Here is a 25,885-nt window from a genome sequence, read left to right on the forward strand (position 1 = left end):
GGTGACCCGTGACGTTCTGGATCACGAGCAGAAAGCCTAGGTTAGGTACACCTAAGTCTGTCAATTCGTCGCGACACGGCCCCGGTTGGCGTTGGCGATCACTTCTGTGGTTAAGGTGAGCCTCGCCTTACCCGACCCCCTGACACCGCTGTCGTGCTGAGGAGCGCCCGTGACCCTGGCCCCGGCATATCCACTGGCCGGACCGACCCCGAGCCGCTCCGCCCTGCCCGTGAGCTGCTCCGCCCTGCTCGCCTCCACCCACCGGCGGCTCACCGCGCTCTGTCCGGCCCTGCGGGCGGACATCGCGGAACCCGGTTCACGGGCCGGCCAGGGCTGGGCGGACGGTGCCGAACTGGCCGCCCGGCCGGAGTTCCTCGACGCGCTCCTCGACGCCGAGACCTTCCGGATCCGGCGCGACCACGCGCACGCCGCGCGCCGCGACGTCGCCGCCTCCCGTGCCCTGCACGACTACCTCTGGTCCGTCGCGCTGCTGATGAGCGGCCCCTGGTACCTGGAGCGCCGGGTGCCGAGGATCCGGCCGCACGACATCCGCATAAGCCTGACCACGGGGGCGTTCGAGGTCGTACCCGGCGGGTTCGCGTGCCTGCCCGGCGATCCGGCGGCCGAGTTGCCGGGGGTGCGCGTGGTGGCGCACGAGGAGGCGCTGCGTGCCGAACTGCGTGCGGCGGTCGCCGACCACATGCGTCCGCTGCTGGCCGCCGTCGGCCCGGCGGTACGCAGGGGGCCGCGTGCGCTGTGGGGCATGGTGGGTGACGACCTGGTCTCCGGCGTCTGGTACCTCGGCCGCATGCTGGGGGAGGAGGAGCGGGGTGTACGGGAGGCCGGTGAACTGCTGCCGCAGCCCGAGCGGCCGTTCCCCGGTGGTGCGGACTTCCGCCGGCTCGTGGGCCGTGACGGGCAGTCGTACCCGACCCGCACCCGCGTCGGCTGCTGCCTCTACTACACGATCCGTCCGTCCGAGGCGTGCGGAACCTGCCCCCGGACGGGTGACGCCGAACGGCTGCGCAGGCTGGAGGGTGACGCCCCCTGCTGAACCGGGCGTTCCACGACACGCTTCTGATGGGTCAGATATGTGGCGATTTGCCCTAATCGCCACATAATTTGACCTCATGACGAAACGACAGTTCACATACCTCGGATGCGTCGCGCTCATGGTCACCTCGGGGCTTGCGGCGGCAGCGCCGGCCGGTGCCCGGACCAGCCACGACGTACTTCCGGGCGAGTCGATCCAGGCCGCGGTCGACGCGGCGAAGCCGGGCGACGTCATCGACGTCGCACCCGGCGTCTACCGGGAGAGCGTCCTCATCCGGAAGTCTGACCTGACGCTGCGCGGGGCCGGGGAACGGACCGTCATCCTGCCGCCCACGGGGAAGGCGCGGCACGTCTGCGCCCAGGGAGGCAACGGGATCTGTGTCCTCGGTACGGACGCCAAGCCCGCCACGAACGTGGCCATCCGTTCCCTGACGGTGGCCGAGTTCAAGAAGAACGGCATCTGGGCCTCACGCACCAACAAGCTGAGCATCCGTGCCGTGACGTCGGTGGGCAACGGCAACTGGGGCATCGCCCAGGAGCGGTCCCTGCGTTCCGAGATCCTCGGGAACTCGGCCCGTAACAACGCCGAGTCGGGCATCTTCGTGTCGAACACCGTCGACACCGAGGCCGGGGCCATGAACACCCGCCGCACCGTGATCCGGGACAACCTCCTGGCCGGAAACCGCATCGGGCTCACTGTCCGGCGGCTCAGGAACCTCACTGTCAACAACAACGTCGTCACCGCCAACTGCGCGGGCATGTTCGTCGTCGGTGACGAGGGCGTTCCGCGGACCGGCGACCTGACCGTCCGCGGCAACCGCGTCCACCACAACAACAAGTCCTGCCCGAAGACCGCGCGGCTGCCCAGGATCCAGGGCGCCGGCATCGTCCTCACCGGTGTCGAGCGCGCCACCGTCGAGGCGAACGCCGTCTGGGGCAACGCGGGCACCTCCCCGTTCTCCGGCGGGATCGTCCTCTTCAAGAGCATCGTGGGCGCACCGAACAGCCAGAACGTCATCAGGAACAACGCGCTGGCGAGCAACAAGCCCTCGGACCTCGCCAACCGTGACACCGGCAAGGGCAACACCTTCGCCGGCAACCTCTGCCAGGTCTCCGAGAAGGCAGGGAAGTGCGCATGACCACCGCCCGCACGACCGTGGAAACCACGACCCCGCCGTCCATGCGGTTCAGGGAACTCGTCTTCGGCGCGGCATGCGCGGGCGCCGTCCGGGCCGCGGCCCGGCTCGGTGTCGCCGACGCGCTGGGCGACACCCCCGCCACCGCGGAGGAACTGGCGGCGGCCGTACGGGCCGACCCCCGGGCACTGCGGCGGATGCTGCGCGCGCTCACCTGCTACGGGATCTTCACCGAGACCGAGGACGGCACCTTCGCGCACAGCGAGATGTCCCGGCTGCTGCGCGAGGACGACCCGAACAGCCTGAAGTACATCTCCCTCTGGTGCACCGAGCCCTGGACCTGGGACGCCTGGCCGCTTCTCGACGAGGCCGTGCGCTCCGGCAGGAGCGTCTTCGACAGGCTCTACGGCAAGGGGTTCTTCGACTACCTCCACGAGGACGCGCACGACTCGGCGCACGTCTTCAACCGGGCCATGACCACGTCCAGCATGCAGTCGGCCCGCGATGTGGCGCAGCTGCTCGACCTCACGGGAGCGGCCACCGTCGCCGACATCGGCGGCGGCCAGGGCCACGTCCTGGCGAGCCTGCTGGAGAAGTACCCCGGAATCCGGGGAACGCTGCTCGACCTGCCCCGGGTCGTGGCCAAGGCGGACCCCCGGCTGCGCGACGGCGGCGCGCTCGCCGACCGCGTCAGGATCGTCCCCGGGGACTGCCGGGAGGCCATCCCCGTCGAGGCCGATGTCTACATCATCAAGAACATCCTCGAATGGGACGACGACAGCACCCGCAGAACCCTGGGGAACGTCGTCAAGGCCGCCCGCCCGGGAGCGAGGGTGGTGGTCATCGAGAACCTCGTCGACGACACCCCGTCGATGAAGTTCACCACGTCGATGGACCTGATGCTGCTCCTCAACGTCGGTGGCGCGAAGCACACCCAGGAGAGCATGATCAGCCGGATGGGGGACGCCGGCCTGATCGTCGGCGACGTCCGTCCCGTCAACGCGTATCTGCACGCGTTCGAGAGCATCACCCCCGGCGGCTGACCCCGTCGGCCGCATCCGGAGGAGCACACATGTCGCCGGCTCCGCGTTCTTACGCGGAGCCGGCGACATCTCGTGGGCGGGATCAGGCTTTCGCCGCACGCTCCCAGCGGTAGAACTCGTGGGCCATGGCGTCCTTGGGGCTCCGCCAGGTCTTCGGGTCGTACGCGCTGACGAAGGCGGACAGCTGTTCGCTGATGCCCCGGAACTCCGGGTGGTCCGCCACCTTGGCGACCGCCGGCCCCGGAGGCCGGTCGGCCTCGATCAGATGGAGATAGACGTCGCCGAACTGGAACAGGCTGCGCCGGGTGACCCCGACGAGGTCCGGCAGCTCGCCCCGGTCGGAGGCCTCGAACACCTTGGCGATGTCCGCCGCCGAATCCGGCGCCATGCGGGCGACGATGAGCGCGTGGTGCATCAGGGGGATTCCCTTCGGTCGGTGGTCAGTCGGAGGTGACCGAGACGGCCTGACGTTCGCGGGCGCGCTGCTCGATCTTGTCCCTGATGAGCTCCATCTGGACCTTGGAGTTCTTGTTGATGTTGTCGGTCATCCAGTCGTCGTCGACGGGAGCGTCCGGCTTCATCGCGAAGTCCTGGGTCCAGTGCATCAGGACACCGTGCGGCGTCTTCGTGTACTTCCACTCGATGTCCATGTGCTGGAAGGGGCCCGTCTCGACCCGGCGGGCACGGACGGTGAGCGCCTTGCGGTCGGTGACGCGCTCCGACACCCAGCTCCAGACCTTGTCGTTCTCGTCCGGATGCATGGTCAGACGGAACTTCGTCCTGTTCTGCTCGCGCTCCAGGATCTCGACGGACGCGTACTCGCTGAACAGCTGGGGCCAGTTCTCGATGTCGTTCGTGACGTCCCAGACAAGGTCGAGGGGAGCGTCAATGGTGATCTTGTTCTCTGTGTGCCCGGACACTTCATGCTCCTGCCATGAGAGAGGTGTTGACGAGGTCGAGGAATTCGCGCGGGGTCTTGCAGCGGTCCGCGTCGGCGGGGAGTGCGCGGCCGTACCGGTTCTCGAGCTCGCCCACGATGCCGAGGAGACCGAGCGAGTCGAGGCCGTACTCGTCGAACCGCGCTTCGGGCCGGCCACCCATCTCCTTCGGGTCGACGGAGATACCGGCGCCCTTCTTCATCAGAGCGGCCAGCTCTTCGATGGTCAGTTTGGAGATCTGCATGGTCATGAGGAGTGCTCCTTCTCGCGCGTTCTTCACAGGGTGTTGGCGCCGTGCCGCAGCACGAGCGCCGCGTTCGAGCCCATGAGCCCTCGGCTCAGCACCAGGGCCGTGCGCAGTTCGGCGGGACGGGGCCCGCCGGTCACGACCTGCAGCTCGTGGCACACGTCGACGACGTTGGGCGTGGGCGGGACGACACCGTCCTGCAGGGCGAGGACCGCGGCGGCCGTGTCCAGCACGGGTGCTCCGCAGTACGCCCGTCCCGTGCCGGTCTTGGGCGCCGTCACCGGCACCCGGCCGCCGTGCGCGCCCAGGGCGTCGGCGATCGCCAGGGCCTCGGCCCGGTCCGCCTCCGGGATGCCGAGCGCGTCCGCGAAGACGACGTCGACCTCCTCGGGGGCACACCCGGCGTCGGCCAGGGCTCCACGGATCGCCTGCGCCAGCCCCTCACGGGACCGGTCCCACCGGGAGGCCCCGGTGAAGGTCGCCGCGTGGCCGGCCACCACGGCACGGATCTCCGCACCGCGGCGGCGTGCCACCGCCTCCTCCTCGACGACGAGCATCGCGCCGCCCTCCGCCGGCACGAAACCGTTCGCGCTCTTGGTGAAGGGCCGGTAGGCCCGGTCCGGGTCGTCGCTCATGCTGAGTTCCCGGTAACCGAGCTGGCAGACGAGCGAGTACGGCGCCAGTGGTGCCTCGGCGGCGCCGATGACCACCGCGTCCGTGCCCCGGCGGATGACCCGGGAGGCATGCGCGAAGGCGTCCAGACCGCCCGCCTCGTCGCTCGCCACCACACCGCAGGGGCCCTTGAACCCACCGCGGATCGAGATCTGGCCGGTGCTCGCCGCGTAGAACCAGGCGATGGACTGGTACGGGCCCACATAGCGCGAACCCTGTCCCCACAGCCGCTGAAGCTCACGCTGGCCGAACTCACCGCCGCCGGAACCGGCGGCCGTGACCACGCCCACGGCGAAAGGGGACTCGCTGTAGTCGCCGGACGCTATCCGCGCGTCGGCCAGTGCCATGTCGGCGGCGGCCATCGCGAAGTGCGTGAACCGGTCGGTCTGGACGAGGAACCGCTCCTCGACCAGGGATTCGGGATCGAAGCCGCGGACCTCCCCGGCGACACGGACCGGCAGATGGTCGCAGCCTTCACGTGTGATGTGGTCGAGGACGCTGATGCCCTCCCGAGTGGATTTCCAGAAGGCATCGGTACCGACCCCGTTGGGGGCGACGACACCGATTCCGGTGACAACCGCACGCCGGTCCTGCCGAGGACTCATCGTGTCCTCCCTCCTGGCCGGGTCAGGACCACGGCGGACTGGAATCCGCCGAATCCGCTGCCGACCGAGAGCACGTTGCGCAGCTTCAGAGCGCGCGCCGTGCGTGGCACATAGTCGAGATCGCACTCGGGGTCAGGGGTCTCGTAGTTCGCCGTCGGCGGCACCACCTGGTGGGCCAGCGCCAGCACACAGGCCACGACCTCTATCGCCCCGATCGCGCCGAGCGAGTGACCCACCATGGATTTGATGGAACTCATCGGCACCTTGTACGCGTGGTTCCCGAGCGACTGCTTCACGGCGGCGGTCTCGTGCCGGTCGTTCTGCTGCGTTCCGGAACCATGCGCGTTCACGTAGTCGATGTCCGACCCGTCGATGCGGGCGTGGCCGAGAGCGCTGTCGATGGCACGGGCCATCTCCAGACCCTCCCGGGTGAGACCGGTCATGTGGTACGCGTTGCCGAACGTCGCGTAACCACCGATCTCGCAGTACACCGTGGCACCGCGGGCACGGGCGTGTTCGAGCTCCTCCAGGACGAGCACGGCTCCGCCCTCACCCATGACGAATCCGTCGCGGTGAGCGTCGAAGGGGCGGGAGGCATGGGCCGGATCGTCGTTGTTCGGGGACGTCGCCTTGATCGCGTCGAAGCAGGCCACCGTGATCGGGGAGATGGGCGAGTCCGACGCGCCCGTGATGCAGACGTCGACCCTGCCCTCCTCTATCGCGTGGAAGGCGTATCCGATCGCGTCCAGCCCGGAGGTGCATCCCGTGGACACGGTCTGCACCGGGCCGTGGGCGCCGGTCTGTTCGGCGACCTCGGAGGCGAGGGCACTGGGCGAGAACGCCCGGTGCAGATGCGGCTCCGCCTCGCTGGGCTCCACGTCCCAGCGCCGGCCGGAACTGCTGACCTTGACATAGTCGTGCTCAAGCCGGGTGGTGCCGCCAACGGCGGTGCCCAGCGACACTCCGATCCGCCAGGGATCCTCCTTCTCCGGGTCGAGACCGGCGTCCCGCAGGGCTTCCCGCGCGGCGACCATGGCGAACTGCACATACCGGTCGGCGCGCTGGACCTCCTCGGGGCCGAGGCCGTGGGCCTGCGGATCGAAGTCGCACTCGGCGGCGATCCGCGAGCGGAACCCGGTCGGGTCGAAGAGCGTGATGCCGCGCGTCGCCGTGCGGCCGTTGGCCAGGAGGTTCCAGAACGCCGGTATTCCGACACCTCCCGGCGCGACTATGCCGACACCGGTGACCGCTACGCGCCGGGTCATGAAGCCGTCCCGGTCCGTTCGGGCGGCCGGTGCGCCGAGGCGGCCTCCGCGCCGGGAGTCTCCTCCGTGTCGACATGGCCCAGTTCCGGACGCGGGGCGAGCGGGCCGAGATGGAAGACCATCCTGGCCTCCTCGCTGCCCACGTTGCGGAACCGGTGCCGCACATAGGGCGGGATGAGCAGACCCTGGTCCGGCCGGATCGAGAACGTCTCGTCGTCCAGGTCCACCTCGAGCTCGCCGCGGACGACGTACACGAACTCCTCGGAGTACGGGTGGTAGTGCTCACCGATGCGGTCGCCGGGCTCCACGATCGCCAGGCCCATGAAGCCGCTCGTGGCACCCACGGCGGTGGGCGTGAGCATGGCGCGCAAGTCGCCTCCGCGCCTGCGATTGGGCTGGGTCTCGCTCAGGTCGACGATGCGATGGGGTGTGGTCATGACTGGTTCCTCCACGTGGCCGTACGGCGTGGTGCCGGCGGTTCGGTGTGTGCGTGGCCTTCCGTCTGCGGCCTCACGCACGTTTCAGGGGGCGTGGCGATCGGTGATCAGACGCATGTCGGCGCGGGCCAGGAAGCGGGACATGTCCTCTTCCTCCGCCGGTGCGTCGGCGCCGAGCGCCTCGTTGTCGAGCAGGCGCGCCAGCATGGACGCCTTGCGCGGGCCGTGCGCGCCGATCACCTGCAGGGGCGCCGCGTCGATGGAACCGCGCACATCGACGAGCCGTACGACGATGTCGTCGCGCTGGAAGATCGTGCTGCTGTCGATCGGTGCCGAGGGATCGTCGGCCGCCGCCTCGTCCTGCCCGGCGAGCAACCGGGCCAGCGCCATGCCGCAGCCCGGCTTGGCCGGGTAGTACAGCGCGTGCCGCTTGACGTCGTCGTCCTCCTTGCCGGTGGACGCGAGGCGGTGCACCGCCGGGAGCGCCGCCCGGGTGAAGAACACCCGCGCCGAGTCCGGGTCGTTGAGGTCCCGGTCCTGCTCCAGGTAGGGGTTGATGGCCTCCTCGACGGCCCGCACCTCGGGCTGCCGGGACACATGGCGCAGCGCGGCCATCAGGTCGCCCTCCACCTCGACGGCCCGCACGACGCGGTTGCCGTGCATGAACAGCGAGGTGCGCCGCAGCCGCGTGTGCTCGTCGACCTTCGCCGCCGGCGAGTCGTAACCCGCGAGGATCTCCGCCACGACCGGTTCGCTGCCCGGCTTGACGGTGAAGGTGAGGGCGTGGCGCACCACGTTGTCACCCACTCGGGGGAACGGCTGCAGCCCGCCCAGCTCCTGGGTGCCCGCGGCGGTGTGCAGCTTGCCCGTCTCGCGCAGAACGCTGAAGCGCAGCGACCGGGTGTCCCGCACGCAGTTGTGGAGCGGCCGTACCGTCTCGACGTGCTCCTCGCTGTTCACCCAGGCGAGGAAGGGCGGTGCGCTCTCCCACTCACTGGTGATCAGCCACTGCGAGGGGTTCTCGATCGACTGGCAGAGCTGGTCGCTGATGTGGCCGGGGACCGAGGCCACCTGGTTGCGCATGTGCTCGTACGCCTTCAGGAAGTTCTGCTGAGCGCCGTCGTGAAGGTCCAGCAGCAGTACGACACGCAGCCGGGAGCCGTCAAAGGCCGACTGGGATATACGTTCGGAAAGCGTTGTCATGATGCACGCATCTCCTTCGAGACGGTGGGGCCGCCGCGTGCGGTGCACGCCGGCTCGGGGGTTTCAGGCTTCGATCCTGTGCCGGTACCACGGGTGGCGCGAGATGTGTGAACCAGGTGGGTGAACGGGCGATCGAGGCCCTCCCGCCAGGGCATGGAAACTCCATTCCCCCCTACCGGCGGCTGGAGCTGGAGCTACTGATGGAAGAACACATCGACGAGCGCGTACCTGTCCTCATCGCGGGCGGCTCCCTGGTGGGACTGTCCGCGTCGCTGTTCCTGGGCCGGCTCGGCGTAGAGCACATGCTGGTCGAGAGACACGCGGGCACGTCGAGGCATCCTCGGGGCCGCGGCAACAACGTGCGCACCATGGAGCTGTTCCGGGTGGCCGGCACCGAAGCGCTCATCCACGAAGCCGCCTCCCTCCTCGCGGACAACCACGGCATCTTCCAGACTCCGTCGCTCACCGGTGACGCCGGTGAGTGGCTGCTCAAGGACATCGACCCCGGCAACGGCGTGGCCCGTTTCAGCCCGTCCGGCTGGTGCGTGTGCAGCCAGAACGACCTGGAGCCGGTCCTGCTGGACTGCGCCCTCAAGCTCGGTGGCGACCTGCGCTACTCCACCGAGCTGCTCTCCTTCGAGCAGGACGCGGACGGTGTCACCGGGATCATCCAGGACCGTGAGACGGGCAAGCGCAGGACCGTACGCGCGGACTATCTGATCGCGGCCGATGGTCCCCGCAGTCCCATCCGCGGCCACCTCGGAATCGGCCAGACGGGCCACGGCGACCTGTTCCACAACGTGAGCATCACCTTCCGCTCGCGTGCCCTCGCCGACGTCGTCGGCGACCGCCGCTTCATCGTCTGCTACCTCACAGGCGAAGACGCGGACGGCGCCCTGCTGCCGGTGGACAACACCGAGAACTGGGTCTTCCACGCCCCTTGGCAGCCCGACACCGGCGAAACGCTGGAGGACTTCACCGACGAACGCTGCATCGCGCACATCCGCCGGGCCGTCGGCGCCGGGGACATCGACGTCGAGATCACCGGCAAGGCGCCCTGGCACGCCGCGGAACGCGTCGCGGAACGGTACGGCGAGGGACGTGTCTTCCTCGCCGGCGACTCCGCCCACGAGATGTCCCCCACCGGCGCGTTCGGCTCCAACACCGGCATCCAGGACGCGCACAACCTCGCCTGGAAGCTCGCCCTCGTCCTGAACGGCTCCGCCGGCCCCGGTCTGCTGGAGTCCTACGGGGCCGAGCGCAGGCCGGTGGCGCAGGCGACGAGCGAGCGTGCCTCGGTGCGCTCGGCCGAGCACAGCCACCCGGGCTATGCACCGGCCCCCGAGATGGCCGGCGGACGGCAGAGCGGGATGCTCACCGTCGCCATGGGCTACTGCTATCCGCACGGCGCCGTGCTCGGCGCCGACCCGGCACTGCCCGTCGTACCGGAACGGATGCGGATCACCGGCGACCCCGGTACCCGCGCCCCGCACATGTGGCTGCACCCGCCCGGCACGATGCGGACGCTGTCCACGCTGGACCTGTACGAACGCAACTTCGTCCTGCTCACCGGTTCCGGCGGCGCCTCGTGGCACACGGCGGCGGAGCACGTCGCCGCCCGGCTGTCCGTCACTCTGGACGCCTACCGGATCGGCGAAGGCCCGGGAAGCGACCTCGTGCCCGAGTCGGGCTCCGACTGGGCCGCGCTCCACGGGGCGACGAACGAAGGCGCCGTGGTGGTTCGCCCGGACGGATTCGTGGCCTGGCGCTCGACCGGTGGCGTGCCGGACCCCGAGGCGGTGCTTCTGGACACCATGACCGCCCTGCTGCACCGTTCCTGAACCCAGGGGAAAGCCCTATGGCCGTGGCGGCAGCCGGTGCAGCGCGACCTCCGTCAGCTGTCCGTGCGCCGCCACGGCCGTCATGTAGGTGCGGTACGGCTGCCGCCGCCGGTCCGTCGGCGAACCCGGGTTCAGCAGCCGCAGCCCGCCCTCGGCCGTGGTGTCCCACGGGATGTGACTGTGACCGAAGACCAGCACGTCCAGATCGGGGAAGCGCTCGGCGCACCGCCGCCAACGGCCCTGCGCGGCACCCGTCTCGTGCACGACACCGAAGCGCAGCCCGCCGAGTTCGGCCCGCGCCACCTCCGGCAGCCGGGCCCGCAGCCCGGGACCGTCGTTGTTGCCGTACACGGCGATGAGACGCCGTGCGCGGGCCTCGAGCAGATCCAGGGTCGCCGTGTCCACCCAGTCGCCCGCGTGGAGCACCGCGTCGGCCCGTTCGACGGCCGCGAGCAGCTCATCGGGCAGCTCCCGGGCCCGCTTCGGCACATGGGTGTCGGACGTGATCAGCAGCCGCATGCGTCCATTGTCCGCCGGAGGGGTGGGCGGTGCTCGGTGCCGGAAAGCGGAGGAGTACTGTGCGCTGGCACCAGACCCGATGTACGCATGTACATGGAGGATTGATGAAGGTATCCACCCGCGCGCGGAGGCGCTCGGGCGCTCTCATAGCGAGCGCGGCGGCCGGTCTCGTCGGAGTTGGCCTGTGCGCCACTCCGGCATCGGCCCACACCCCCCGCTGGACGGTGACCTGCTCCGAGGTGACCGTCGATCTCAAGGCCTACAACGACGATGTCACCAACACGGTGACCATCACCGTCGACGGCAAGGACCTGCTGCCCACCAAGGAGTTCGGCAGCGGATTCAGCGAAACGATCAAGCTGCCCGAGCACACGGCCGAGGCCGCGGTGCGGCTCGTCGTGAAGGCCGGCGACGGTGACCGGTTCTCGCACGACGAGACCAAGTCCTCGCCCGTCTGCGAGACGACGCCGCCTTCGCCGACGCCGACGCCGACGCCTTCCGAGACGCCGAAGCCCGAGGAGCCGGAGCCCTCCGAGACCCCGAGCACGGAGCCGCCGCAGTCCGCGACTCCGACGCCCGCGCCCAGCACGCCGGGCGACCTCGCGGAGACGGGTGGCTCCAGCGCCACCCCCGTCATCGCCGGAGCCGCGGCCGTAGCGGTCCTGGCCGGCGGCGGCATCCTGGTCGTGACGCGCAAGCGCCGCGCCGCCCGCGGCTGATCCGTCACCGCGTCACTTGTGCCCTGCGGCCCGTGCGGCCGCAGGGCACAGCTCTGAGCGGCCACGAGTCCGCTCGTCCGGCGGCCGGTTCCGCCCCACCGGTCGTACGGAACCGGGGCGCGACCCGGCCCACGCGCCGGTGGCCGGCGCGCGGCGTCCTCAGCCTCCGGAGCGCACCGGGCCGATGCTCTCCCGCTCGATCAGCTCCGGCACCGGCACCTGGACCGTGCGGGCAGGGCCGCCGTCGAGGAGGGCCGTGAGTTCACGGGCCGCACTGCGGCCGAAGGAGACCGTGTCCCGGGAGAGCGCCGCGAGCCACGGCTCCACGAGGCGGCACAGGGCCGAGTCCTCCCAGGCCACGATCGAGACGTCGTCGGGAACCGCGTAGCCGAGACCGGTCGCCGCGGCGATTCCCGCCACGGCCATCACATCGTTGTCGTACACGAGCGCGGTCGGTGGCGCCTCGTCGGTCAGAACGCCGCGGGTGACCGCCGCGCCCTCCGCGTCCGAGTAGTCGGTGGTGACGGAACGGGCCTCGGTCAGCCCGAGGCGCTCGGCCTCCGCGCGCAGGGAACGGATGCGCCGCTCGGTGTGGGCGAGGCCCGGCAGGCCCGCGATGTGCACGATGCGGCGGTGCCCGAGCGCGTGAAGGCGGCCGACGACGGACGCCATGGCACCGGCGTCGTCCGCCCAGACGGTGGACAGTCCCGGATGGCCGCCCTCCGGAACGCCGCCGATCACCACGCCCGGCAGGCCCAGTTCGTCGAGCAGCGCGGCCCGCGGATCGTCGGTGCGCGGGTCGACGACCAGCACTCCGTCCACCCGGTGCTCGGCCCACCAGCGGCGGTAGACGGCGCATTCGGCGTCCACGTCCTCCACCACCTGGAAGAGCAGGCCGAGATGGCGCTCGGAGAGCACTTCCTGGATGCCCGAGATCAGCTGGAGGAAGAACGAGTCGACGCCGAGCGTCCCGGCGGGCCGCGCGACCACCAGGCCCACGGTCGCCGCGCCTTCGCCGGACAGCGCGCGGGCCGCCGTGCTGGGCCGCCAGCCCAGCTGCTCGGCGACCCGGCGCACCCGGTTCCGGGTGATCTCCGAGACCCCGGGCCGGTCGTTGAGCGCGAACGACACGGCGCTCTCCGAGACCCCCGCACGGCGGGCGATGTCCTTCATCGTCGGCCGGCGCGCCGGGGACCGCCGGGCCGGCGAAGTGTCGTCGGCGGACGGAGGGTTCGCCACCATCCGTGCCCCTTTCCCCGGACGTCGGTGCACTAATGCGCTTGAGTTCAGCCACTCTAAAGCGCATTAGTCGATCACGCAAGAGGTCGCGTGTGCGCCTCTGACCTGCAGTGACTCCATAGAGAATGAACTTTCTCGAACGAATCCATTGACTTTCTCCGCGGCCGCAATGCAGGGTCTGCTGGCAGCATCCGCCGACGCCATGCGTCCCGGTGCAGCCTCACGCCGGGCCGAGCAAAGGAGCCGTATCACCGTGCGTATCTCCCGCAGGGCAGTCGCCGCTGCCACCGTCCTCGCCGCCGTACTGCCGCTCAGCGCCTGTGGCGCCGGGTCGGGCGGCGCCGGGGCGCCGGACGCGTCCGGCAAGGTGGAAGGCAAGATCACGTTCCAGACCTGGAACCTGCAGGCCAACTTCAAGCCGTTCTTCACCGGGCTCATCGCCGACTTCGAGAAGAAGTACCCCGGCACCGAGGTGAAGTGGGTCGACCAGCCCGGTGAGGGCTACGCCGACAAGATCAGCGCCGACGCCGCGGCCGGCACGCTCCCCGACGTCGTCAACGTCTCCCCGGACCTGGTCGCCCCGCTGGCCAAGGCCGGCCTCGCCCTCGACCTCGACAAGGCGGCGGCGAAGTACAAGAAGGAGTACCTGCCGGGTGCCTGGGCGGGCCATCAGGTCCCGGGCGTGGACGGCACGTACGCCTTCCCCTGGTACCTCAACACCGGCCCGCTGTTCTACAACAAGAAGCTGTTCGCGGACGCCGGCCTGGACGCCGAGCAGCCGCCGACGACGTACGACGAGCTCTTCGCCCAGTCGCTCCGGCTGGCCGAGAAGAGCAAGGGCGAGATCGCCACCCTGGCCAACGTCCCCACCATCGAGGACTTCGGCCGTTACGGCGTCCGGCTGATGAACGACGAGGGCTCCGCCTTCACCTTCAACGAGCCCAAGGGCGTCGAACTCCTCACCAAGTACAAGGAGTTGTACGACGCGAAGGCGCTCGACCCGCAGGCCCTGACCGCCACGCCCGAGTCGTCGGGCAAGAAGTTCCTCACCCAGGCCGTGGCCATGAACCCGGGCTCCGCCCTCGACCTGGAGAAGTTCAAGAAGGAAGCGCCGACGCTCTACAAGAACATCGGGATCACCGAGCAGATCAGCAGCACCGGCAAGGACAACATGTACGTGATGGGGGTGATGGTGAACTCCCAGACCAAGCAGACACCGGCCGCCGTCGCCTTCGCGCACTTCGTCACCGACGCCCGGCACCAGATGGCGTTCGCCAAGCAGGTCGCCATCTTCCCGAGCACCGCGGGCTCCCTCGACGACCCGTACTTCACCAAGGAGGACGGCACCGACGAGACGCGGGTACGGATCGCGGCCGCCAAGTCGCTGAAGACCGCGGTCAATTACACCCCGGTGCTGATGAGCGAGCAGATGAAGACCGAGCTGCGCAACTCCGTCGCCAAGGCGCTCCAGGGCAAGGAGAGCCCCGAGGAAGCGCTTGACAACGCTGTCAAGGCGTGTGACAAGCTGCTGAAGCAGAGCTGAGACACGGACTCGCCATGAAGACCCCCACCGCCTCCACGGCGATCCGCTCCGGCAGCACGACGACGGAGCCGGTCTCGCCCGAGCCCCCGAACCCCGCGGGCCGCACGCGCGCCGGGCAGCGGATCCGACGGCATCTGCCTTCCAGCCCCTGGCTGTTCGCCGCCCCCGGGCTGCTGGTCGCCGGCGCTTTCAGTCTGTACCCGTTCCTCTCCACGGTGGCCAACTCCTTCACCGACCGGAGGACCCTGATCCCCGGCCGGTTCGTGGGACTGGCCAACTTCCAGGAGATGCTCGGCGATGAGATGTTCTGGATCGGGCTGCGCAACAGCACGCTGTACGTGCTCGGCGTCGTACCCGCCCTGGTGATCCTGCCGCTGCTGCTGGCGCTGCTCGTGCAGAAGCAGATCCCCGGCATCACCTTCTTCCGCTCGGCCTTCTACACCCCGGTCGTCGCCTCCATCGTCGTGGTCGGCCTGATCTGGGTGTGGATGCTGGACGAGCGCGGGCTGGTCAACGCGGTGCTGGAGGCGGTGGGGATCGGCACGGTCGGCTTCCTGAGCGACCAGTGGCTGCTCCTGCTGAGCGCCATGACGGTCACGGTCTGGAAGGGCCTCGGCTACTACATGATCATTTATCTGGCCGCGCTGGCCAACGTCCCGCGCGAGCTGCACGAGGCCGCCTCCGTGGACGGCGCGGGCGCCGTTCGCCGGTTCGTCACCGTCACCCTGCCCGCGGTCCGCTCCACGATGGTGCTGGTCGGCGCGCTCGCCTCGGTGGCCGCGTTCAAGGTCTTCTCCGAGGTGTATCTGATGGCGGGCCCCGCCGGCGGCCCCGCGGGCGAGGACACCACCCTCGTCATGCTCGTCCAGCGCACCGGCACCGGCCTGTCCGGCCGGGTCGGCTACGCCTCCGCGATCTCGGTGGTCGTCTTCGTCGTCACCGTCGCCCTGATGCTGCTGGTGCTGCGCGCCGACCGTAAGGAGGACCGATGACCGCGGCCGACACCGCCACCGGGCACAGGCCCGTGAAACCGGTCCGCAGGAGCCGGACCGCCCAGGAGGGCGGGCGCCGGATGCCCGTCTGGGAGATCGTGCTGCGGTACGTACTGCTCCTCGCCGTCCTCGCGCTGACCGTCGGACCGTTCCTGTGGCAGCTGTCCACCTCGCTCAAGAGCCTGAACGAGGACATCTTCAGCTCTCCGCCGCGGTTCCTGCCGGACGAACCGACCCTGGACAACTACACGCGGGTCGCCCGCACCATCCCCGTCTGGGACTTCGCCCTTAACTCGCTGAAGGTCGCGGTCGCCAACGTCCTGACCAACTGCGTCGGCGCCGCACTCGCCGGATACGCCCTCGCGCGGCTGCGCTACCGCGGGCGCCGGGCCGCCACCCTCGCGTTCATCCTGGCGATGCTCGTCCCCGTGGAGGGCATCATCATCGCCCAGTTCACGACGATGCGTGACCTCGGCCTGAACAACACGCTCGTCGGTGTGCTGCTGCCCGGCTGCATCGCCGCCATGAACGTCCTGCTGATGCGCAACGCCTTCCTCAACCTGCCGTACGAGATCGAGGAGGCCGCGTTCGTCGACGGGGCGAACGCCTGGCAGCGGTTCGTCCGTATCGCACTGCCCTCGGTCAAGGGGACGCTCGCGGTCGTCGCCATCTTCGCCTTCATGGGCGCCTGGGACGACTTCCTCTGGCCGCTGATCGTCCTCAGCGATCCGCAGAACTTCACCCTGACCATCGGGCTGAACTATCTGCACGGCACCTTCGCCAACGACGAACGCCTCGTCGCGGCGGGCACGATCATCGCCGTGCTGCCGCTGATCGTCCTCTTCGCCTGTCTCCAGCGCTACTTCTTCCGCGGCGTCGGCGAAGGCGCCGTCAAAGGCTGACCAGGGCCGTCCCGGGACCGACCACTCCACTCCGAGGAACCTCTCCGCACATGACCTCACCCGTGCGCTTCGGCGCCAACTACACCCCCAGCCAGGGATGGTTCCACCACTGGCTCGACTTCGACCTCGACGCCGTACGCGCCGATCTGGACTCCATCGCCGGCCTCGGCCTCGACCACATCCGGGTCTTCCCGCTCTGGCCGGTCTTCCAGCCCAACCGCACCCTGATCCGCCCGCGTGCCGTGGAGCAGCTCGTACAGCTGGCCGACGCCGCCGCCGAGCGGGGCCTCGACGTCAACGTCGACGGACTGCAGGGGCACCTGTCGAGCTTCGACTTCCTGCCGTCCTGGACACAGACCTGGCACCGGCGCAATCTCTTCACCGACCCGGACGTGGTGTCCGGGCAGGCCGAGTACCTGCGCACGCTCGCCGCGGCCCTCGCGGACCGGCCGAACTTCATCGGGATGACCATCGGCAACGAGGTCAACCAGTTCTCGTCCGGGCCGCACCCCGACCCGGACCGCATCACCCCCGCGCAGGCCGAGCGCTGGCTGGACGTGCTCCTCGGCGCATGCGAGGAGGGCGCGCCAGGAAAGCTGCATCTGCACGCCGAGTACGACGCCGCCTGGTACCAGGACGACCAGCCGTTCACCCCCGCGCACTCCGCACGGCTCGGCGCCGTCACCGCCGTGCACTCCTGGGTGTTCAACGGCACCGCCCAGCGCCACGGGCGTACGGGGACGGCGACCGAGCACCACGCCGCGTACCTCATCGAGCTGTCCAAGGCCTGGGCGCTGCAGCCGCACCGCCCGGTCTGGCTCCAGGAGGTCGGCGCGCCCGCCCCGCTGATCCCCGCCGAACACGCGGACACCTTCACGGAGGCCACCGTGGCGGGCGCCCTCGACTGCGAGGACGTCTGGGGCATCACCTGGTGGTGCTCGCACGACGTGTCCCGCTCGCTCGCCGACTTCCCCGAAGTCGAGTACAGCCTGGGCCTGATGACCAGCGACCGGCAGATCAAGCCGGCCGGGAAGAGCATCGCCCGCATCGTCGAGGAGCAGCGCGCCCGGCCGTACCGGCCGGCACCCCGCACCACCGCGCTCGTCGTGGACGCGGGGGACGACGACAGCGCCCCCGAGCGCTCGGTGTGCGCGCCCGGCGGCGCCGTGTTCGAGGCCTTCGCCCGGCTCACCGCCGACGGCGCGCGCCCGGCCGTCGTGCTCGCGAGCCGCGCGGACGACGCCGAGCACCTCGCCGCGCGCGGGATCACCGGGACCGTCACCCCGGACCAGGTTCCGTAGGCCGTGGACCGGGTTCCGTGGACCGTCTCCGACACGACACGACACGACACGACCTGACCTGACCACGCTTCACCCCACCGGAGGTAGTTCGTGAGCCAGCAGCCGACCAGACGCGCCGTCCTGCTCGCCGGCGGAGCCGTCGCCGCGAGCGCCCTCGTCCCGGCACCGCCCGCCGCCGCGGCGACCGAGGCCGCCCCCGGACTCCAGCCGTACGCCTCCTACTGGTACCCCGACTCGCTGCCCTCGGGCACCCCGGGCCCGGGCATCACCTGGCGCAGCCTGAAGTCGTGGCGGGCCGAGGACGACACGGACCTGGCGTTCAACGCCGCGTCCGTGCCGCTCGCCGCACGGTTCACCCCGACCCCGGCGAACACGACCGCCCGCGTGGGCGGAGCCCGTGTCCAGTCGCTCGTCTCCTTCGCCCCGACCGCCGGCAACCCCTCCCAGGGCGCGCCCACCGCCGACCACTACGCCCTCACCCACTGGTCGTACCTCGACGAGCTGGTCTTCTGGGGCGGCTCGTCGGGAGAGGGCCTGATCCTGGCGCCCAACGCGCCGATCGTGGACGCGGCCCACCGCCACGGAGTGCCCGTCCTCGGCAATGTCTTCCTGCCCCCGGTCGCGTACGGCGGCCAATTGCAGTGGACCCGCGACCTCGTGCAGAAGGACACGGCCGGGCACTACCCGCTGGCGGCCCAGCTCGTCGCGGTCGCGGAGGCGTACGGCTTCGACGGCTGGTTCATCAACGCCGAGACCGGCGGCGGGAACGCGGCGCTCGCCACCGACATGCTCGGCTTCCTCACCGAGCTCAAGGCGCTGGCCTCGGCGAAGGGGCAGCGCGTCACCTGGTACGACTCCATGACGGTAAACGGTTCGGTCAGCTGGCAGGGGGCGCTCAACAACCAGAACAAGGTGTTCTTCCAGGCCGCCGACTCCATGTTCGTCGACTTCCGCTGGACGCCGGGCGGCCTCGTCTCCTCCGGGCAGACCGCCGAGCAACTCGGACGCGGCCGCTACGAACTGTGGGCGGGCGTCGATGTCGAGGCCAACGGCTGGAACTCCTCGGTGAACTGGGACGCCATCGTGCCCGCCGGCTCGTCGCACGTCGTCTCCGTCGGCCTCTACCGGCCCGAATGGACCCGCAACCATCTGCCCGCCGGGCGCACCCCGGGCGACTTCCACGCCGCGGACGACCGCTTCTGGACCGGACGCTCGCTCGACCCGTCACATCCCGACCCCGACGACGACTGGCGCGCCCCGGCCGTGACCGTCGCCGACCGCTCGACCGTCACCTCGGTCCCGTTCGCGAGCGTCTTCAACACCGGGCACGGGCTGCGCTGGTACGAGGGCGGCCGCGTCACCTCGGACCGCGCCTGGAACCACCTCGGTCTCCAGGACACCCTGCCGTCCCGGCGCTGGGCCGTGCGGACCGAGGGACAACGGCCCTCGGTGACCTTCGACTTCGCCGACGCCTGGCACGGCGGCGGCAGCGTCCTGGTCGACGGCGCGCTCGACGCCCCCGCGACACTGGACCTGTATGCGACCCGGCTCACGGTCACCGAGGACACGGTCGTCGAGCTGACGCACCGCGCCGACGCGGGGAACGTCACCGTCGAACTGGCCGTCGCCACCACCGGGCCCGCGGGGCCGGGCGAGCCCGTGCCGTACACCTACGTCCCGCTCGGTGCCGCCGGGCAGGGCTGGCGGACGTCGACGGTGCGGCTGACGGGGATGTCCGGCACCGTGCACGCGCTGGGCGTCCGGCTCACCGGAAGTGGCGCGCCCGCGCGCTGGCGACTGGGCGCGCTGGCGGTCCACGACGGGAACGACCAGCGGCCCGCGGCTCCGTCCGGGCTCGTGATCACCGGTGCCACGGGTGGCGACCTGCGCTTCGCGTGGAACGCCGCCCCTGCCGACGTACGCCACTCCACACTGCACCGGGTCCTGCCCGACGGGACGCGGCGCTTCCTCGGCGGCACCTGTCAGCGGGCCTTCTTCGTCCCGGGCCTCCAGCCCGAACAGGGCGAGCGGACCACAACGTTCGAACTGCGGAGCGTCGGGGAGCTGTACACCTCGTCGGACCCCGTGACCGTCACCCACACCTGGTAAGAAGCACCGTCCCCCCAAGGGAGCGAACCCTCATGCATGACGACCGCAGCCTGGTCGAGTCCCGCCTCAAGCGCGTCCTCGACGAGCGCATCCGCCCCGCGGTGTACTCCGCCTCCGTGCCGCTGGAGGTGGCCGTCTGGAACGCCCCGGGCGAGCCGGTCCCGGTCGCCGAAGGGCTGGCGGCCGAGCCGTCGCCGACAGCGGTCGGGGCGATGTGGGGCGCCCCGTGGGGGACGAGCTGGTTCCGGGTCACCGGCACCGTACCGGCCGAGTGGGCCGGGCGGACCGTCGAAGCGATCCTCGACCTGGGCTTCGACGAGAACATGCCCGGCTTCCAGTGCGAGGGCCTCGTGTACCGCCCCGACGGCACCCCGGTGAAGGGCCTCAACCCGCGCAACCAGTGGGTGCGCATCGGGGCGCCCGTCGAGGGCGGTGAGGAGGTGCGGCTGCACATCGAAGCCGCGTCGAACCCGGTCATCCTCGACTACCACCCCTTCCTGCCGACACAGCTGGGCGACAAGGAGACCGCGGGCAGCGACCCGCAGTACCGGCTGACCCGCATGGACCTCGCCGTCTTCGAGGAGACGGTGTGGCAGCTGGTCATGGACCTCGAAGTGCTCGGCGAGCTGATGCCGGAGCTCCCGGCCGACTCCGCGCGGCGCTGGGAGATCCTGCGCGCTGTCGACCGGGCTCTGGACGCGGTCGATCTGCAGGACGTCAAGGGCACGGCGGCCGCCGCGCGGGCGTGCCTCGAAGGGGTGCTGGCCACTCCCGCCCAGCCGTCCGCGCACCGCATCAGCGCCGTCGGGCACGCCCACATCGACTCCGCGTGGCTGTGGCCGCTGCGCGAGACCGTGCGCAAGGTCGCGCGTACGACGTCCAACATGACGGCGCTGCTGGAGGACGAGCCCGACTTCGTCTTCGCCATGTCGCAGGCCCAGCAGTGGGCGTGGATCAAGGACCACCGGCCCGAGGTGTGGGCGAAGGTGAAGAAGGCCGTTGCCGACGGCCGGTTCGTGCCGGCCGGCGGCATGTGGGTCGAGTCGGACACCAACATGCCGGGCTCGGAGGCGATGGCCCGTCAGTTCGTCCACGGGAAGCGGTTCTTCCTGGAGGAGTTCGGGGTCGAGAACGACGAGGCGTGGCTGCCCGACACCTTCGGCTTCGCCGCCGGACTGCCGCAGATCATCAAGGCGGCGGGCTCCAAGTGGCTGCTCACACAGAAGATCTCGTGGAGCCGGACCAACACGTTCCCGCACCACACGTTCCAGTGGGAGGGCATCGACGGGACGCGGATCTTCACCCACTTCCCTCCCGTCGACACCTACAACTGCTCCATGAAGGGCAGCGAGATCGCCCACGCGGCGAGGAACTTCAAGGACAAGGGCGTGGCCCGGCACTCGCTCGCCCCGACCGGCTGGGGCGACGGAGGCGGCGGCACCACCCGCGAGATGGTGGCCAAGGCAGCCCGGATGCGGGACCTGGAGGGCGCGGCGACCGTCGTGTGGGAGACCCCGGCGGAGTTCTTCACCAAGGCCGAGGCCGAGTACCCCGACGCGCCCGTGTGGGTCGGCGAGCTCTACCTGGAGCTGCACCGCGCCACGCTCACCAGCCAGGCGAAGACCAAGCAGGGCAACCGGCGCTCCGAGCATCTGCTGCGCGAAGCCGAGCTGTGGGCGGCGACGGCCGCCGTACGGACCGGGTTCCCGTACCCGTACGAGCAACTGGACAGGATCTGGAAGACGGTGCTGCTGCACCAGTTCCACGACATCCTGCCCGGCTCCTCCATCGCCTGGGTGCACCGCGAGGCCGAGAAGACGTACGCGGCGGTCGCCGAGGAGCTGAACGGCGTCGTCGAGGCGGCCCAGCGCGCGCTCGCCGGAGAGGGCACGGCCGAGCTGGTCTTCAACTCCGCGCCGCACGCCCGGCACGGGGTCGCGGCGGGTGGCGCCGCGCTGCCCGCCGAGGGCGGCGCCTCGTATCTGCTCCCGCGCGAGGGCGGCGGCCACATCCTCGACAACGGCCTGCTGCGCGTGGAGATCGACGCGCGCGGACTCGTCGTGTCCGTGTACGACATCGGCGCCGAGCGGGAGGCGGTCGCGCCCGGCGGCGCCGTCAACCTACTGCAGATCCACCCCGACTTCCCGAACATGTGGGACGCGTGGGACGTCGACGAGTTCTACCGGAACACGGTGACGGACCTCGTGGACGCGGACGCGGTCGAGGCGGTCGAGGGTTCGCGGACGGCGGCGGTACGGATCGTGCGGTCCTTCGGCGAGTCGAAGGTCAGCCAGGTGCTGTCGCTCGCGCCCGGTGCCAAGCGGCTCGACATCGACACCGAGGTGGACTGGCACGAGACCGAGAAGTTCCTGAAGCTGGCGTTCCCACTGGACGTGCACGCCGAGCGGTACGCGTCGGAGACGCAGTTCGGCCACTTCCACCGGGCGACGCACACCAACACCAGCTGGGAGGCGGCCAAGTTCGAGGCCTGCAACCACCGCTTCGTGCACATCGGGGAGCCCGGCTGGGGCGTGGCGCTGGTCAACGATTCCACCTACGGCCATGACGTGACCCGTGGCGTCCGTACCGCCGACGCCGGTACGACGACCACGGTCCGGGTGTCGCTGCTGCGCGCCCCGCGCTTTCCCGACCCCGAGACCGATCAGGGCGTGCATCGTTTCCGGCACGCGCTGGTGCCGGGCGCGAGCATCGGGGACGCGGTCCGCGAGGGCTACCGGGTGAACCTGCCCGAGCGGCGGGCCACGGGTGCGGACGACGGGATCGAGCCGCTGGTCACGGTGGACAACGACGCGGTGGTGGTCACCGCCGTCAAGCTCGCGGACGACGGCAGCGGGGACGTCGTGGTCAGGTTCCACGAGTCGCTGGGCGGCCGGGCCCGCGCGACGCTGACGGCGGGCGTCCCGGTGGCCCGCGCGGAGGCGACGGACCTGCTGGAGCGTCCGTTGCCACAGGCGCAGGAGCCGCAGCGCGCGGGTGACACGGTCTCTCTCTCGCTGCGTCCGTTCGAGCTGGTGACGCTGAGGCTGAAGAGGGCCTGAGGCTGCAGTGGGCATGAGGCGGCCCGACGCGCACTGACGCGTCGGGGCCGACAGGGAAGCAGGGGTGGCCGCGGCACATGCGGCCACCCCTCGCCGCATCCGTCCGCACACCGTCTCCGACGGCTCGGTCACGAACACCACGGGCAGCGGCCGACTGCCGTTCCACGGTGTTCGTCGACCGCATCCGCGTCCGGCAGTGACCCCGAAGGCCCGTCCGGGACCGGTCGCCCACCGTATCGGCGCGGTGTTAGATAGGACCATGGCCGGTCCCCTCGGCCGCCTGCGCTCGGTGATGAGCGCGCGGACCGTCGCAAGCCAGGTGTTCATCCTGCAGGCGGCGGTGGCTCTGCTGCTCGTCGTCGCCGCTGTCGTGGCACTGGTCCTCCAGTCCCGGGCCGACAGCGAGCGGGAGGCCCGCAACCGATCGATCGCCGTGGCCCAGGCCTTCGCGAGCGCGCCGGGTGTCAAGGAAGCCCTTGCCGGCGCCGATCCGACGGCGGCTCTGCAGAGCCGGACCGAGGCCACCAGGGTGGCCTCCGGGCTCGACTTCATCGTGGTCATGACCCCGGAGGGCGTCCGCCACACCCATCCGGACCCGGCCCGGATCGGGAAGAAGTACGTGGGCACCATCGCACCGGCGGCGGCGGGCGGCGTCGTGACGGAGACCGTCACGGGCTCCCTGGGCCCCTCCGTACGGACCGTCGCACCCGTCACCGGCAGGGACGGCAACGTGCTCGGCCTCGTGTCGGCCGGGATCACGGTGGAGCGCGCGAGCGGCCTGACCCGGGACCAGCTGCCCGTGCTGATCGGCGCCGCCGTGTTCGCCCTGGCCGTCGCTACCTCGGGCGCGGCACTGATCAGCCGGCGCCTGAGGCACCAGACGCACGGCCTCGGACCCACCGAGATGACCCGGATGTACGAGCACCACGACGCCGTCCTGCACGCCGTACGGGAGGGCGTGCTGATCGTCGACACCGACCACCGGCTGGTGCTCGTCAACGACGAGGCACGCCGACTGCTCGCCATTCCCCCCGACGCCCAGGGCCGCCCCGTCGGCGAACTCGGCATCGACGCGAACATCGCCCGGCTGCTGCGGTCCGGACGCCCGGCCAGCGACGAGGTGCATGTGATCGGGGACCGGCTCGTCGCCGTGAACCAGCGCTCCATGGGCCCGGAGGCGACGTCCTGCGACGTACCGGTCGGCACCGTCGCCACCCTGCGCGACACCACCGAACTGTGGGCGCTGACCGGCAGGGCGGACTCCGCCCAGGGGCGCCTGAGGCTCGTGTACGACGCCGGGATGAGGATCGGTACCACCCTCGACGTGGTGCGGACCTCCCAGGAACTCAGCGACTTCGCGGTCCCGCGGTTCGCCGACTACGTCACGGTCGATCTGCCGGACGCCGTGATGAGCGGCGAGGAACCCGCGGAGACCGGCACCGGCATGCGCCGCATCGCCTTCGCGGGCATCAGGGACGACACCCCGCTCTACGCGCAGGGACGGCTGATCCACTTCGTGGACGCCACACCGCAGGCCGAGGCGTACGCCAGGGGCAAGACCGTTCTGGAGGCGGATCTGGGCGCGTTCTCCGGCTGGCAGGAACAGGAGCCCGCCCGTGCGCGCAGACTCGTCGGATACGGAATCCACTCGATGATCGCCGTCCCGCTGCGTGCCCGCGATGTGACCCTCGGCATCGCCACCTTCTGGCGCGCGCGGAAGCCCGAGCCCTTCGACGACGAGGACGTGTCGCTCGCCGAGGAACTCGTCGCCCGCGCCGCCGTGAACATCGACAACGCCCGCCGCTACACACGTGAGCACATGATGGCGGTCGCCCTTCAGCGCAGTCTGCTGCCGCACGCCCTGCCCGAGCAGACCGCCCTCGACGTCGCGTACCACTACCTGCCCGCACAACCCGGCCTCGGCGGGGTCGGCGGCGACTGGTTCGACGTGATCCCTCTGCCCGGCGCCCGGGTGGCCCTCGTCGTCGGCGACGTCGTCGGCCACGGCTTCCACGCGGCCGCCACCATGGGACGGCTGCGTACGGCCGTCCACAACTTCTCGACCCTGGACCTGCCGCCCGACGAACTGCTGTGGCACATGGACGAACTCGTCTCCCGCATCGACCAGGACGAGAACGAGGACGGCGCCGTCACCGGGGTCACCGGAGCCACCTGTCTGTACGCCATCTACGACCCGGCCTCACGCCTGTGCACCATGGCCCGCGCCGGACATCTGGAGCCGGCGATCGTGCACCCCGGCGGAGACGTCGAGTTCATCGGGCTTCCGGCCGGCCCGCCGCTCGGCCTCGGCGGGCTGCCCTTCGAGACGTCGGAACTGCATCTGTCCGAGGGGAGCAGCCTGGTCCTCTACACGGACGGCCTCGTCGAGGACCGCGACCGGGACATCGACGAGGGACTGGAGTTGCTGCGCTGCGTCCTCGCCCGCGACGGCCGCACTCCCGAGGAGACCTGCCGTGCCGTGCTCGACGCCATGCTGCCCGAGCGGCCCGGCGACGACGTCGCCCTCGTCGTCGCCCGTACCCGGGTGCTGGGCGGGAACCACGCCGCCACCTGGGACGTGCCGAGCGACCCTTCCGCCGTCGGACGGGTGCGGGCGGAGGTCACCCGCACCCTGAACGGCTGGGGGCTGGCCGAGGAGGTGTTCACCACCGAGCTGATCCTCAGCGAGCTGGTCACCAACGCCATCCGGCACGCCCGTGGGCCGATCACGGTGAGGCTGATCCGCGACCGGAACCTGATCTGCGAGGTGTCCGACGGCAGCAGCACCGCCCCCCACCTGAGGCGGGCCGCCACCACGGACGAAGGGGGACGGGGCTTGTTCCTGGTGTCCCGGTACGCCGAGCGATGGGGCACCCGCTACACCGGCAGCGGCAAGGTCATCTGGACCGAACAGCCACTTCCGGTGTAGCGGGTGCCCCGATCGCCGGACACCACGGACTCTCCTAGAGCACCTTGGAGAGGAAGGCTTTGGTGCGGTCGTGCTGGGGGTTGGTGAGGACGTCGCGGGGGTTGCCGGATTCGACGACGACGCCGCCGTCCAT

Annotated in this window: 21 protein-coding genes and 1 pseudogene; 12 read left to right on the plus strand and 10 right to left on the minus strand. The window is 70.6% G+C overall.

Annotated elements, in window-relative coordinates:
• The first annotated feature begins 169 nt into the window (after positions 1 to 169).
• The 3 genes from ACIQMR_RS20250 (at position 170) to ACIQMR_RS20260 (ending at position 3,232) form a co-directional block, all read left to right on the plus strand.
• Positions 170 to 1,054 carry a (2Fe-2S)-binding protein gene (locus ACIQMR_RS20250; RefSeq protein WP_401388812.1) on the plus strand — a complete coding sequence of 295 codons (885 nt, stop codon included), beginning with the start codon at positions 170 to 172 and terminating at the stop codon, positions 1,052 to 1,054.
• Positions 1,055 to 1,130: 76 nt separating this feature from the next.
• On the plus strand, positions 1,131 to 2,192 hold the full coding sequence (locus ACIQMR_RS20255) for a nitrous oxide reductase family maturation protein NosD (protein WP_401388815.1): 1,062 nt from the start codon (positions 1,131 to 1,133) through the stop codon (positions 2,190 to 2,192).
• A complete protein-coding gene (locus ACIQMR_RS20260) occupies positions 2,189 to 3,232 on the plus strand; it encodes a methyltransferase (protein WP_401388818.1) in 1,044 nt (347 codons plus the stop codon). Before ACIQMR_RS20255 ends, ACIQMR_RS20260 begins: the two co-directional genes overlap by 4 nt.
• 82 nt (positions 3,233 to 3,314) lie before the next feature.
• Here ACIQMR_RS20260 and ACIQMR_RS20265 read toward each other — a convergent pair whose 3' ends face one another.
• The 7 genes from ACIQMR_RS20265 to ACIQMR_RS20295 all read right to left on the minus strand — a co-directional run bounded on the left by ACIQMR_RS20265 (position 3,315) and on the right by ACIQMR_RS20295 (position 8,599).
• On the minus strand, positions 3,315 to 3,647 hold the full coding sequence (locus ACIQMR_RS20265) for a TcmI family type II polyketide cyclase (RefSeq protein WP_266376994.1): 333 nt from the start codon (positions 3,645 to 3,647) through the stop codon (positions 3,315 to 3,317).
• Positions 3,648 to 3,672: 25 nt separating this feature from the next.
• Entirely contained in the window at positions 3,673 to 4,152 is a 480-nt protein-coding gene (locus ACIQMR_RS20270; protein ID WP_266376996.1) for an SRPBCC family protein, read from the minus strand.
• A 1-nt stretch (position 4,153) separates the two neighbouring features.
• Positions 4,154 to 4,420, minus strand: a complete 267-nt coding sequence (locus ACIQMR_RS20275) for an acyl carrier protein (protein ID WP_266376998.1) — start codon at positions 4,418 to 4,420, stop codon at positions 4,154 to 4,156.
• 26 nt (positions 4,421 to 4,446) lie between these two features.
• Positions 4,447 to 5,694 carry a ketosynthase chain-length factor gene (locus ACIQMR_RS20280; protein ID WP_401388823.1) on the minus strand — a complete coding sequence of 416 codons (1,248 nt, stop codon included), beginning with the start codon at positions 5,692 to 5,694 and terminating at the stop codon, positions 4,447 to 4,449.
• Complete coding sequence (locus tag ACIQMR_RS20285; protein ID WP_401388826.1) at positions 5,691 to 6,959, minus strand: beta-ketoacyl-[acyl-carrier-protein] synthase family protein; 1,269 nt, start codon at positions 6,957 to 6,959, stop codon at positions 5,691 to 5,693. Before ACIQMR_RS20285 ends, ACIQMR_RS20280 begins: the two co-directional genes overlap by 4 nt.
• Complete coding sequence (locus tag ACIQMR_RS20290) at positions 6,956 to 7,396, minus strand: cupin domain-containing protein (RefSeq protein ID WP_266377009.1); 441 nt, start codon at positions 7,394 to 7,396, stop codon at positions 6,956 to 6,958. Before ACIQMR_RS20290 ends, ACIQMR_RS20285 begins: the two co-directional genes overlap by 4 nt.
• Before the next feature lie 84 nt (positions 7,397 to 7,480).
• A complete protein-coding gene (locus tag ACIQMR_RS20295) occupies positions 7,481 to 8,599 on the minus strand; it encodes a SchA/CurD-like domain-containing protein (protein WP_401388830.1) in 1,119 nt (372 codons plus the stop codon).
• Positions 8,600 to 8,799: 200 nt separating this feature from the next.
• Here ACIQMR_RS20295 and ACIQMR_RS20300 point away from each other — a divergent pair, with 200 nt between their 5' ends.
• Entirely contained in the window at positions 8,800 to 10,440 is a 1,641-nt protein-coding gene (locus ACIQMR_RS20300; RefSeq protein ID WP_401388833.1) for an FAD-dependent oxidoreductase, read from the plus strand.
• Between the two features lie 15 nt (positions 10,441 to 10,455).
• Here the strand turns inward: ACIQMR_RS20300 and ACIQMR_RS20305 are convergent, their stop codons facing one another.
• The gene (locus ACIQMR_RS20305) at positions 10,456 to 10,959 is read right to left on the minus strand and encodes a metallophosphoesterase family protein (RefSeq protein WP_401388836.1); all 504 of its coding nucleotides are present in this window, start codon (positions 10,957 to 10,959) and stop codon (positions 10,456 to 10,458) included.
• A 104-nt stretch (positions 10,960 to 11,063) separates the two neighbouring features.
• Between ACIQMR_RS20305 and ACIQMR_RS20310 the strand changes: the two genes are divergently transcribed.
• The gene (locus ACIQMR_RS20310; RefSeq protein WP_401388839.1) at positions 11,064 to 11,678 is read left to right on the plus strand and encodes an LAETG motif-containing sortase-dependent surface protein; all 615 of its coding nucleotides are present in this window, start codon (positions 11,064 to 11,066) and stop codon (positions 11,676 to 11,678) included.
• 159 nt (positions 11,679 to 11,837) lie between these two features.
• On the opposite strand, the gene ACIQMR_RS20315 is transcribed toward ACIQMR_RS20310, so the two are convergent.
• Positions 11,838 to 12,920 carry a LacI family DNA-binding transcriptional regulator gene (locus ACIQMR_RS20315; protein WP_401388842.1) on the minus strand — a complete coding sequence of 361 codons (1,083 nt, stop codon included), beginning with the start codon at positions 12,918 to 12,920 and terminating at the stop codon, positions 11,838 to 11,840.
• Between the two features lie 250 nt (positions 12,921 to 13,170).
• On the opposite strand from ACIQMR_RS20315, the gene ACIQMR_RS20320 reads away from it, so the two are divergent.
• From ACIQMR_RS20320 to ACIQMR_RS20350, 7 genes are all read left to right on the plus strand, one after another.
• A complete protein-coding gene (locus ACIQMR_RS20320) occupies positions 13,171 to 14,460 on the plus strand; it encodes an ABC transporter substrate-binding protein (RefSeq protein WP_401388845.1) in 1,290 nt (429 codons plus the stop codon).
• 14 nt (positions 14,461 to 14,474) lie between these two features.
• On the plus strand, positions 14,475 to 15,452 hold the full coding sequence (locus tag ACIQMR_RS20325) for a carbohydrate ABC transporter permease (RefSeq protein ID WP_401388848.1): 978 nt from the start codon (positions 14,475 to 14,477) through the stop codon (positions 15,450 to 15,452).
• A gap of 80 nt (positions 15,453 to 15,532) precedes the next feature.
• Positions 15,533 to 16,354: a carbohydrate ABC transporter permease gene (locus ACIQMR_RS20330; protein ID WP_401388904.1), complete on the plus strand. Its 822-nt coding sequence runs from the start codon at positions 15,533 to 15,535 to the stop codon at positions 16,352 to 16,354.
• A 50-nt stretch (positions 16,355 to 16,404) separates the two neighbouring features.
• The gene (locus tag ACIQMR_RS20335) at positions 16,405 to 17,655 is read left to right on the plus strand and encodes a glycosyl hydrolase (protein ID WP_401388851.1); all 1,251 of its coding nucleotides are present in this window, start codon (positions 16,405 to 16,407) and stop codon (positions 17,653 to 17,655) included.
• A 90-nt stretch (positions 17,656 to 17,745) separates the two neighbouring features.
• The gene (locus ACIQMR_RS20340; RefSeq protein WP_401388854.1) at positions 17,746 to 19,764 is read left to right on the plus strand and encodes an endo-beta-N-acetylglucosaminidase; all 2,019 of its coding nucleotides are present in this window, start codon (positions 17,746 to 17,748) and stop codon (positions 19,762 to 19,764) included.
• A 32-nt stretch (positions 19,765 to 19,796) separates the two neighbouring features.
• Positions 19,797 to 22,823: an alpha-mannosidase gene (locus tag ACIQMR_RS20345; protein WP_401388857.1), complete on the plus strand. Its 3,027-nt coding sequence runs from the start codon at positions 19,797 to 19,799 to the stop codon at positions 22,821 to 22,823.
• Between the two features lie 259 nt (positions 22,824 to 23,082).
• A complete protein-coding gene (locus ACIQMR_RS20350) occupies positions 23,083 to 25,752 on the plus strand; it encodes a SpoIIE family protein phosphatase (RefSeq protein WP_401388860.1) in 2,670 nt (889 codons plus the stop codon).
• A gap of 34 nt (positions 25,753 to 25,786) precedes the next feature.
• Here ACIQMR_RS20350 and ACIQMR_RS20355 read toward each other — a convergent pair.
• A pseudogene (locus ACIQMR_RS20355) lies at positions 25,787 to 25,885 on the minus strand (ectoine/hydroxyectoine ABC transporter ATP-binding protein EhuA); the annotation flags it as partial.

Source organism: Streptomyces sp. NPDC091376 (assembly GCF_044757085.1).
GTDB classification, from domain to species: domain Bacteria; phylum Actinomycetota; class Actinomycetes; order Streptomycetales; family Streptomycetaceae; genus Streptomyces; species Streptomyces pratisoli.